Origin of the sequence: Paenibacillus sp. Aloe-11, assembly GCF_000245715.1 — a bacterium.
In the GTDB taxonomy this organism is placed as follows: Bacteria; Bacillota; Bacilli; order Paenibacillales; family Paenibacillaceae; genus Paenibacillus; species Paenibacillus kribbensis.
In genome coordinates, this window is the sequence record NZ_JH601050.1 from 392,909 (window position 1) to 402,821 (window position 9,913).

Here is a 9,913-nt window from a genome sequence, read left to right on the forward strand (position 1 = left end):
TGGCTCCTGCTGTTCTGGCTTGATACCCACCAAATCGCAGTTGCGCACCTCTCCTTTGATTTCATATCCCAAGCTCTCAAACAAGGCTTTGATCGGAGCGTATAGCTCCGTCTCATGCCGAACCGCCATTGCTTCTTCCGCTCCTTTGTCCCATTATCCCGAGTTTATATTGTACCATAATGCGTCAGGTCCGCGTCGTTGTTGTTATTTTAGCACAACATACCCCTTCGTTTTTTTGAAAAAGCAGGGAGACCTGTCACAAAAAACAGGTCACTTCTGAAATCAATCTGCATAGGTATGTATTACACTTTTTTTAGGGGATACCATCATATCCTGAAAGGCGTGACGAGTGTAGCCATCACCATCAGGAGTTGAAGATAGCCATTACGCAGCTATGGGAGGAACCGAGCATGAATATTTTTGAACGCATTGCGGAGTACCGGGCGGAAAGCAACCGTCTGGCCTGGAACGGCACTTTTAGAGAGTATATCGAGATACTCAAGAAAGACCCGGCGCCGGCGATGACCGCTCATGCACGGGTTTACAAGATGATTGAATCTTTTGGTGTAGAAGAGGTTGGGGGACATAAGCGATATAAATTTTTTGAGCAGGAGATTTTTGGGCTGGATCGTGCGCTGGAAAAGCTGGTGGAGGAATACTTCCATTCCTCAGCCAGGCGGCTCGATGTGCGCAAGCGTATCCTTCTTTTAATGGGTCCCGTCAGCGGGGGCAAATCGACGCTGGTCACTTTGCTAAAACGGGGTCTGGAGAAATTTTCAAGAACGGATCAGGGAGCTGTGTACGCTATACAAGGCTGCCCTATGCATGAAGATCCGCTTCATCTTATTCCTCATGAACTGCGTCCCGAGTTTGAGAAGGAACTGGGTGTGCGCATTGAAGGTAATCTCTGCCCATCCTGCCAGATGAGATTGCGTACGGAATTTGATGGCGATATCGAAAAGGTGCGCGTGGAGCGGGTATTTATATCGGAAGAAAACCGGGTTGGCATAGGTACGTTCAGCCCTTCTGATCCGAAGTCTCAGGATATCGCTGATTTGACAGGCAGCATCGACTTTTCCACGATTACGGAGTATGGTTCGGAATCCGATCCGCGTGCATATCGTTTTGACGGAGAGCTGAACAAAGCGAATCGCGGGTTGATGGAGTTTCAGGAAATGCTGAAATGTGATGAGAAGTTTTTGTGGAATTTGTTGTCCCTGACCCAGGAGGGAAATTTCAAGGCCGGACGGTTTGCCCTCATCAGTGCAGATGAATTGATTGTGGCTCACACCAATGAGTCGGAGTATAAAAGCTTTATTGCGAATAAAAAGAACGAGGCATTGCAGTCGCGGATGATTGTAATGCCGATTCCTTATAACCTGAAAGTGTCGGAGGAAGAAAAGATTTATGCCAAGCTCATTGAGCAAAGTGACATGTGGCATATTCATATTGCTCCTCATGCGCTGCGAACGGCTGCCATTTTCTCCGTGCTTACCCGCTTGAAAGAAACGAAGAAGCAAGGTATGGATTTGGTCAAAAAGATGCGCATGTACGACGGTGAAGAGGTTGAAGGCTACAAGGAAGCCGACCTGAAGGAAATGCAAAGTGAGTTTCTGGAGGAAGGCATGTCCGGGGTAGACCCACGGTACGTCATTAATCGTATTTCCAGTGCATTAATTAAGCAAAATGTGGAATCCATCAATGCACTGGATATTTTACGAGCGATCAAGGATGGTCTGGATCAGCATGCTTCCATTACGAAGGAAGAGCGCGAGCGCTATCTGAATTTTATTTCCGTGGCCCGCAAAGAGTATGACGAGTTGGCGAAAAAAGAAGTGCAGAAGGCCTTTGTGTACTCTTTCGAGGAATCAGCCAAGACGCTGTTCGACAACTATTTGGATAACATCGAAGCCTTCTGCAATTGGACTAAAATCCGCGATCCGCTCACGGATGAGGAGCTGGACCCAGATGAGCGGCTTATGCGCTCGATTGAGGAGCAGATCGGGGTGTCAGAAAATGCGAAAAAGGCATTCCGCGAAGAAATATTAATCCGGATTTCCTCGTATTCGCGCAAGGGCCGGAAGTTTGAATATCATCATCATGATCGGCTGCGTGAAGCGATTGAGAAGAAGCTGTTTGCAGATCTGAAGGACATTGTAAAGATTACGACCTCGACCAAAACGCCTGATGCTAACCAGCTTAAACGGATGAATGAGGTCATCAAGCGGCTGATTGAGGAGCATGGCTATACAGCGGCCAGCGCTAACGATTTGTTGCGGTATGTAGGCAGTCTCTTAAACCGGTAATCATTTAAGGAAAGCAAGGACAGTATACAGCACGGTTCGATCAATGTACATCTTATAGGGAATCCGGTAAGCACAGAAAGTTTCAGGTGCTGCCGGATTTTGTTGTATTAGAAGACATACATATAAAAAAACAGACCATTGGGTTGGTCTGTTTCCTGCTGGTTCAATCAGGCAGCTTATAGCAGCGCTCTAAGCTCACGTCGGTATTTGTTCAATTGCGCTAATGATGGAATAACACGCTTGGCAGAACGGATGCCGGCTATTCTGATGTTGCGGACCACGTGATAGGGAGAGATTAAAAGCGCGTGAAGCAAATGTAAATCACGGGGGCTTAACGGACGATATCGTTGATAGTAGTCGACTGCGCGCAGCATTTTTGTCCCGTTCCAAAGACAATTTCGATGAAGAAGATGGGACAAGTCTTTCATTCTTACGTGCAGGGAGCAATTTTCAAAATCGATTAAATGAATCTTGAGCTGTCTGTCTTTAATCAGATTGGGATAATTGTAGTCGCCATGTATAAATGCGCCGGCTTTTTGCTCCGAGTCGATGGCTTCCCGAACCTTGGGCTGCTGTAAACGATGCGTCACTTCCTCACAGAGAGCCACGAGATGTGCTGTGCCTTTGTAGGGACTGAGGCGTTTTTTGTAGCCAGCAATTTCATCACCCAAGCCTTCGTAACGTATTCTGGCTGCCGGAGCTTCGCTAACAGGAAAGCCTACAGCGCTGGAGTGAAATTTGGCTAAGGTGCAAATACCCTTTTTGAAATCTATTCTTTTTGTAAATTTTGGTCTTTGTCCATCAACCCAATTGGTTAACGTATACGAAACGCCTTCATGGGTCATATAAGCGGTTTGCTGCACTGTCGGATACACCTTTTGGCTACGGGTGAACCCGCGCTCATCCAGGAAGGACAACACATGTGTAATAAAACGAATTTCATCTTCTGGAAAATTGTAGGGTTTTAAACAATAGGTCATGCTGGCGGTCTCGATCTTGTGTATGTCCTTTTTTTGACGAGCACGTTGAATTTTGATTCCGTACATCTGCTCAACGTTTGATAAAATCGACATTTTGATCCTCACTTTCTTTTATACATGGACCATTCCTGCAAAATATGAATGATTTGTAAACGAAGGGGCCACGATTGATCCCAATTATCCAGGATCTCGCGGTCTCTTGAGCGAATGGGGTGTCGAGAGGCATGCCACGCTTCTCGAGGCAATTTATACAGGGCTGTAACTATTTTTCGTTCAGTTCGGCCTAGTGGCTTGCGTTTTTGGTATCCTTTCAGCAGGGATTGCACAAATTCAGGATTGAATTGGGTCGTATTCATAAGGGCCTTTGCCAGATCCGCATAGACTGAGCCGACCTTAACCCGATCCCAATCAATGATTTTGAGTTGACCAGTATTTGAAATAATGACATTAGGAATCGTGATGTCACTGTGTATCAAAGAGGGTGAATGCTTTTCCTTATGAAGCAGCCTCGTAATGGAGGCGTCCTGTAAATCCCTCCAAGCCCGCCTGGATAAACGTTTGCAATCTTTGCCGAAAGCGTTGTACCAGTTGCGGTATTTTGTGTCATGACGGCTGATTCGTTTTATTCTGCTTTGAAAAAGACGGTCCTGGTTTTTCCATATCCGCAATTGCTGAAACGTAGGGGATCTTCCCCTTCCAATCCGATGCGAGCCGATGGGCGTGGCATGAAGCGTGGCAAGTGCCCATCCAAGCTTTTCAAAATCTTCCGCAGTCCCCAATCCCCGCCCTTTGATCCACTGACTCACATAAAATGGCGTTCCTTGATATAAAGTCCATAGCTTCCCGGAATGTGTCGGAAGCCACGCGGGCATGTAGCGATACTTTCTCTTTTTCAAAAGCCTGACCATGCTTGCAGCCTGCTCCATCTGTTGAATTGTATTTGAGCGGATCATCTTGGTACGGCTAAAGGGCTTTAATGCATAAGTTCCCTTTTTGGCTCTCACTTGGATTACTGCATTTTTTCGGTATAGTGATGAGACTAAGCTTGATTTTAACGGAATCAGGCCAAAACGACGGGTGATATTGCGAATCTGTGCTTTGGTATAGGATTTCGTCATAAGTACCTCACTTGACTTGTGATTAAAGAAAAAGGTAATCCTTTGTTAGTTATCAGTCTATTCATAATGAGGTAATAGGTGTGTATCGAGCAGGTCAAAAAAAACGGGAAAGCGAAAGTTCGCTGCCCCGTTTGAGTTAACTTTAGCGGTTATTATCAAAATCCTCGTCCATATCCACGATGGCTCCAGATGTAGCATGGATTTCGAATTCAACGGTGCCTTCATCGGTAAGCACCTTTACATCATAAATGAACCGCCCGTCTTCCTTATCCAATTTAGTAGACAGAAGGGTGCCAGGCACGTTCTTGAGCGCGATTTGCCCAGCCTGCTTCTCGGTTATGGTGACGTGGTTTGGTTTGTTGAAGGAGGACTTGTCATTTGAGTCATCGTTAAGCTCAGAATGGGAACGAATGGTTTCTCCGGTGTAAGCATCTACATCGATATCCCAATCTTTATTGCCCTGCTGAAGCTCCACTTCATAGTAGACCCTTCCATTTTCACGCTCCAGTTCTACATCTTCAACTTGCGCATCATTGCCCGCTGCCTTCTTGGCAATATTGGCAGCCGTTGTCGCTCCAATAAGATCCGTAGGTTTGGCAGCCCAAACGGCATTCGCTGATACACCCGTAACCGTAACTCCAAGCAGCACCGTTGCTGCCATAATTCCTAAGTGTTTTTTCATTTATAATTCCTCCCTGTACTGTAAGCTTGAATACAGCTTATCTTTTGAACATGAGAGGAACATAATAAAATCATGAGAAAACAATGAGAAAATATGGGAGTGATGCTAATCAGCTTATTCGTCGTTGTGGTCCTGCTTTTCTTTTTCCCAAGTGACAGAGTCGATAGAGCCCGATACTGCATTAACCTGTACGACAGCTTCACGCCCATCCTTGATCTCAACCTCAACGAGATAATAGAGACCTTTTTCGTTGCGGTGAAGCTCGATATCATCGGATGTTCCGTTAACTGCCTTGGCAGCAAGCTGGGCTGCTTCCTTCTCTGTGATCACGAGAGACACTGGGTCAGGTTTGCTGACTGGACCCGATATGTCCTTACTTGGTGGCGAAACAGGACTGTGATTCTGGGACTCCTGTCGGGTATCCGTATAAGCTTGCGTCCGCGTAATGGATTCGATGATACCGTCATAGACGTTGACCTTTATATCATATTTTCCTTTCTCTCGTTCCAACTTGATCAGATAGTAATGATCCAGGCGTCTGGATTCCAGCACCTCGCCGGGATACTGATGCAATACGGATTGGATGACCGTTTTTTCTTGCAAGGGCGAGGCTGCCAACGACCGTGCCCAAGGCCACTGTAAAAGGCAAAAGGTGATCAATATAGCCGCCACCGTACCTCCAATGATCCACACATACATGGCTTTCATCGTTATTCCCTCCTTTAGCTTATTATTTTGGAACGGAAGGGAGGATGATCGTTGCTGTTGTGCCACTTCCCTGTATACTTTCCAGTCCAATGTGTGCGTGAATAGCTTGAGCAATTCCTGTAGCCAGTGCCAGGCCTAGACCGGCGCCACCTTCCTCACGGCTTCTGGCTTCATCTACCCGATAGAAGCGGTCAAATACTTTAGATAGCTTATCCTCTGGAATTCCAATTCCCCGATCCGTGATCCTAATACAGGGCTGGGGCGTATCGCCTACGGCATCGATGGTTAGACGCACTGGCTCGTCACTGTATTTGCGTGCATTATCCAAAAAGATAAATAGCAGTTGCTTTAGTTTATTTTCATCGGTATAGCCGATGCAGTCTGCCTGTATGTCCAGGTGGATTTGCCGGGCAAAGGCATTTTCAAATGTAGCTTTCAATTCGGTCGCCACTTTGGTCAGGCGTACAGGCTCCAATATGACATTCCATTGTTCCTCGTTTTTGGCCAAATGAAGAAGCTGCTCTACCATGTCCTTCATTCGTATTGCCTCGGAATGGATAGCTTCAACAGACTCGGCGAAGATGTTGGGATGCTGTAGACCCCGACGTTTTAGCAGACTGGCATAACTTTCAATAATGGTAAGAGGTGTTTTTAATTCATGGGATGCATTAGAGACAAATTGTTCTTGCTGGACAAAGTTGCGTTCCAGCAATTCAATCATGTCATTAAACGTTTCTCCCATCTCGACCAGCTCGTCGCGTGATGTAGCGTCAAGCGAAAGCCGTTTGAATTTTCCACTACGTTGAATTTCTTTCATCGTGCGAATCATAGAGGTAATGGGACGTGTAATCAGTCGCCCGAGCAGTCTTCCCGATATCATGACAGGAATGAGTGCAATTCCGGTGACAGCTACAAGTACAATTCTGAGTACCTGCAGTGTCTGCATCGTCGGTTGCAGACTTTCGATCACCTGAAGATTGACAACCTCGCCATTGGTCCAAATCATGGGGACGGAAACAAGAATGTAGCGTTTGTTTTCATGGGTAATCATGCGAACTTGTCGTGTCTCATTATAAGCACTCTTCATCAAGCTGAGAGATTGCTCCGAAGAAGAGGTGATGGGGGGGAGAAAATCACCCTTCGGATTCATTAGCCGAAGCATGCCATCCAGCGGTACATAGGCTCGAAGAAGATCCTCTGCTGCTACCGATACCGGAGCACGCTGAATACCGCGAATGATGTTCTCCGCCGTGGCTTCTACCTGATCCTTGCGACTGTTGATAGAAAGCTGGCTGAACAGAAAATAAACCGAAAAATGAATGGCGACAAGCAAGACTGCAAGTAGCAACGAGGTGTAGGTATGGATTTTGTTTTGCAGCTTCATACGGATTCCTTCAACACATAACCAATACCCCGTACAGTATGAATTAACTCGGGGAGCTGGCGAGTGGGGTCGATTTTATTGCGCACATACCGAATATACACATCTACCACGTTGGTATCGCCAACATAGTCTATACCCCATACATTCTCCAATAATTGCTCACGGCTCAGCACCTGCCGCTGATGTCGCAGTAAATGAACGAGCAAGTCAAATTCTCGCGGCGTAAGCTCAACGCTGTGCTCCCCCCGAAGGACCTCACGGGTACCTTCATGGAGGCGTAAATCCCCCGCACCAAGCCATGTGTCTGCCATCCGCGGAGCTGTGTCCTTCGTTGCGGCTACTCTGAGCGCGGCTCTTACACGTGCAAGGAGCTCTTCGATCACAAACGGTTTGGTAATATAGTCGTTGGCTCCCAAATCAAGCCCCTCGACCTTATCCGCAATGGAACTTTTAGCCGTTAGTAAAATGACAGGAATGTTCGCATCATTCTTACGAATCCGTCGCAGCAGCTGGGTGCCGCTGAGACCAGGAACCATAATATCCAGCAATACCAGATCCCATGTCCCTTTGTAATACGTCTCCAGCCCGTCAATTCCGTTTTTTTCTTTAACCACCCGATATCCTTCAAATTCAAGTTCGATCTCTAGAAGCCGGGCAATTTTCTCTTCGTCTTCCACGATCAGAATGGATTGATTCATGTTCATGTCCTCCTGTAGGCGAATAGCCGATACGGAAGTATTTTAGCATATCAGGGCAGCTAAGACACTTTAAAGCAAAAGGAGAGGGAAAAGATATTTTCATACATCGTGTTATGTTTTATGACATTTAAAAGGAATAAAATGTAATGATAGCGTTCTATATTTGCTTTTTTATCTTTAGCGCACAATAAACAGGTCATTGTTTTGGTCAGGCGGAACATTGTTTATGGCAGGAAAGTTGCAGTAACATAAGTTAAACCTATTTATGAGGGATGAAAAACAATATATCTAAAACGCAGGAGGGTCATATGGAACACGAACAAGAAAAGCGCCACCCGAAAACGTTTGAGCCTTTTGCATTTATTCTGATTGTAGCTACAAGTATTCTGGGAGCGATTATCGGGATGCAGATCGTAACCAGTCTCGGCGTAACCCCGAATACGGCCATCATCGGAGCGTTAGTTGCGATGTTGATTGCACGTATTCCAGTCAACTGGTTTTTACGATATAAATCCGTTCATCGTCAAAACTTGGTGCAAACCGCCATTTCCTCAGCTACTTTCGGGGCAGCCAACAGCCTGCTGATTCCTATTGGGATCCCCTATCTTATGGGAACACCTGATTTGGTTGTGCCGATGCTGCTGGGAGCGGCGTTAGCTATGTTTGCAGATGCGACGATACTTTATAAAATTTTTGATTCCAAGCTGTTTCCAGCTTCAGGTACCTGGGCTCCGGGGGTTGCAACAGCGGAATCGATCAAAGCCGGTGATAAAGGCGGCAAACGTGCCGGTTTGTTAGGCATTGGGGCACTGATCGGGGTAGTCGGCTCCTACTTGAGCATCCCGATGTCTGCCTTTGGTGTCGCATTTATCGGCAATATTTGGGCGCTGGGCATGTTCGGGATTGGTCTATTGATTCGCCAGTATTCCATGCCGTTATTTCAAATTGACGTTAATGCGCTCTACATCGCCCATGGCGTGATGATCGGGGCGGGTATTGTGGCGTTAATTCAGGCGGCTATACTCGTGTTTGGCTTTTCCAAGAAGAAAAAGGACGGCACCGTCATACTTGCAGATACAGCCTCGGAGGTGGAATATACCCGTCCGATTGCAGAGGCCCGTCGTACGCTTGGACTCGGTTTTATCGCTTATCTGGTTATTTCACTGCTGATCGCCATCATCGGCGGACTGGTTACACACATGTCGGTAGGTATGTTGATCGGCTTTATCGTATTTGCAGCCTTTGCCGCGTTTGTGCATGAAATTATCGTCGGTATCGCGGCTATGCATTCCGGTTGGTTTCCTGCCTTCGCGGTTGCTTTTATCACATTGCTCGGCGGAATGATGATCGGGTTTCCACCCGTGGCGCTGGCGCTGCTGGCCGGGTTTAGCGCAGCTACAGGTCCTGCTTTTGCTGACATGGGCTACGATTTGAAAACAGGCTACATCCTGCGCGGCAATGGCAAGGATAAAGAGCTGGAACGGGAAGGCAGAAAGCAGCAGTATATAACGGCCCTGATCGCGTTTGCGGTTGCACTGGTGACGGTAGCATTGGCTTATCCGAGCTATTTTGCACAAAATCTGGTGCCGCCGATTGATAAGGTATATGTGTCGACGATTCAGGCCGGGGCTACACCGGGGATTGCAAGCCAGCTTTTGCTGTGGGCGATTCCGGGAGCGATTCTCCAGCTCATCGGTGGTTCGAAGCGCCAATTGGGCGTCATGTTTGCAACAGGGCTGTTGATTGCGACAGCCAACGCATGCTGGGCCGTGCTGGTCGGCATAGCGATCCGCTATCTGGTAACCCGTTTTGGGAAAAAGGAGACGGTAGCTTCTATGACGATTCTGGCTGCCGGTTTTATCGCAGGGGATGCTCTCTATAACTTCTTTAACTCTGTATTTAAACTAAAAAAGTGAGATGATGCAGATGGACGCTTTAAAGCTGGATGAAAGGATTGTTGAATATGCCGTATATGGCGGTGCTGTCTTGGGCGGCGGAGGCGGAGGCTGGGTTGAGGAAGGGCTGCGGATCGGCAAG

8 protein-coding genes are annotated in these 9,913 nt (G+C 47.1%); 2 read left to right on the plus strand and 6 right to left on the minus strand.

Features of this window, described 5'->3' with window-relative positions; all coding sequences use genetic code 11:
• The first annotated feature begins 410 nt into the window (after nucleotides 1-410).
• A complete protein-coding gene (locus WG8_RS07880) occupies nucleotides 411-2,306 on the plus strand; it encodes a PrkA family serine protein kinase (RefSeq protein ID WP_007429595.1) in 1,896 nt (631 codons plus the stop codon).
• 176 nt (nucleotides 2,307-2,482) lie between these two features.
• Here WG8_RS07880 and WG8_RS07885 read toward each other — a convergent pair whose 3' ends face one another.
• The 6 genes from WG8_RS07885 to WG8_RS07910 all read right to left on the minus strand — a co-directional run bounded on the left by WG8_RS07885 (nucleotide 2,483) and on the right by WG8_RS07910 (nucleotide 7,876).
• The gene (locus WG8_RS07885; RefSeq protein WP_007429596.1) at nucleotides 2,483-3,379 is read right to left on the minus strand and encodes a phosphotransferase; all 897 of its coding nucleotides are present in this window, start codon (nucleotides 3,377-3,379) and stop codon (nucleotides 2,483-2,485) included.
• 8 nt (nucleotides 3,380-3,387) lie between these two features.
• Entirely contained in the window at nucleotides 3,388-4,404 is a 1,017-nt protein-coding gene (locus WG8_RS07890) for an aminoglycoside phosphotransferase family protein (protein WP_007429597.1), read from the minus strand.
• Nucleotides 4,405-4,546: 142 nt separating this feature from the next.
• Complete coding sequence (locus tag WG8_RS07895; protein WP_007429598.1) at nucleotides 4,547-5,086, minus strand: PepSY domain-containing protein; 540 nt, start codon at nucleotides 5,084-5,086, stop codon at nucleotides 4,547-4,549.
• Nucleotides 5,087-5,200: 114 nt separating this feature from the next.
• Nucleotides 5,201-5,794: a PepSY domain-containing protein gene (locus WG8_RS07900; protein ID WP_007429599.1), complete on the minus strand. Its 594-nt coding sequence runs from the start codon at nucleotides 5,792-5,794 to the stop codon at nucleotides 5,201-5,203.
• Nucleotides 5,795-5,816: 22 nt separating this feature from the next.
• Entirely contained in the window at nucleotides 5,817-7,178 is a 1,362-nt protein-coding gene (locus tag WG8_RS07905; RefSeq protein ID WP_007429600.1) for a sensor histidine kinase, read from the minus strand.
• Nucleotides 7,175-7,876 (minus strand): response regulator transcription factor, encoded by a 702-nt coding sequence (locus WG8_RS07910; protein WP_007429601.1) that lies wholly within the window; start codon nucleotides 7,874-7,876, stop codon nucleotides 7,175-7,177. Before WG8_RS07910 ends, WG8_RS07905 begins: the two co-directional genes overlap by 4 nt.
• Nucleotides 7,877-8,184: 308 nt before the next feature.
• On the opposite strand from WG8_RS07910, the gene WG8_RS07915 reads away from it, so the two are divergent.
• Entirely contained in the window at nucleotides 8,185-9,792 is a 1,608-nt protein-coding gene (locus tag WG8_RS07915) for an OPT/YSL family transporter (protein WP_007429602.1), read from the plus strand.
• The last annotated feature ends 121 nt before the right edge of the window (nucleotides 9,793-9,913 follow it).

Excerpts from the sequence above, each read along its gene's own strand:
- WG8_RS07880 (WP_007429595.1), top strand. The coding sequence starts at position 411 with ATGAATATTTTTGAACGCATTGCGGAGTACCGGGCGGAAAGCAACCGT.
- WG8_RS07885 (WP_007429596.1), bottom strand. The coding sequence starts at position 3,379 with ATGTCGATTTTATCAAACGTTGAGCAGATGTACGGAATCAAAATTCAA.
- WG8_RS07890 (WP_007429597.1), bottom strand. The coding sequence starts at position 4,404 with ATGACGAAATCCTATACCAAAGCACAGATTCGCAATATCACCCGTCGT.
- WG8_RS07895 (WP_007429598.1), bottom strand. The coding sequence starts at position 5,086 with ATGAAAAAACACTTAGGAATTATGGCAGCAACGGTGCTGCTTGGAGTT.
- WG8_RS07900 (WP_007429599.1), bottom strand. The coding sequence starts at position 5,794 with ATGAAAGCCATGTATGTGTGGATCATTGGAGGTACGGTGGCGGCTATA.
- WG8_RS07905 (WP_007429600.1), bottom strand. The coding sequence starts at position 7,178 with ATGAAGCTGCAAAACAAAATCCATACCTACACCTCGTTGCTACTTGCA.
- WG8_RS07910 (WP_007429601.1), bottom strand. The coding sequence starts at position 7,876 with ATGAATCAATCCATTCTGATCGTGGAAGACGAAGAGAAAATTGCCCGG.
- WG8_RS07915 (WP_007429602.1), top strand. The coding sequence starts at position 8,185 with ATGGAACACGAACAAGAAAAGCGCCACCCGAAAACGTTTGAGCCTTTT.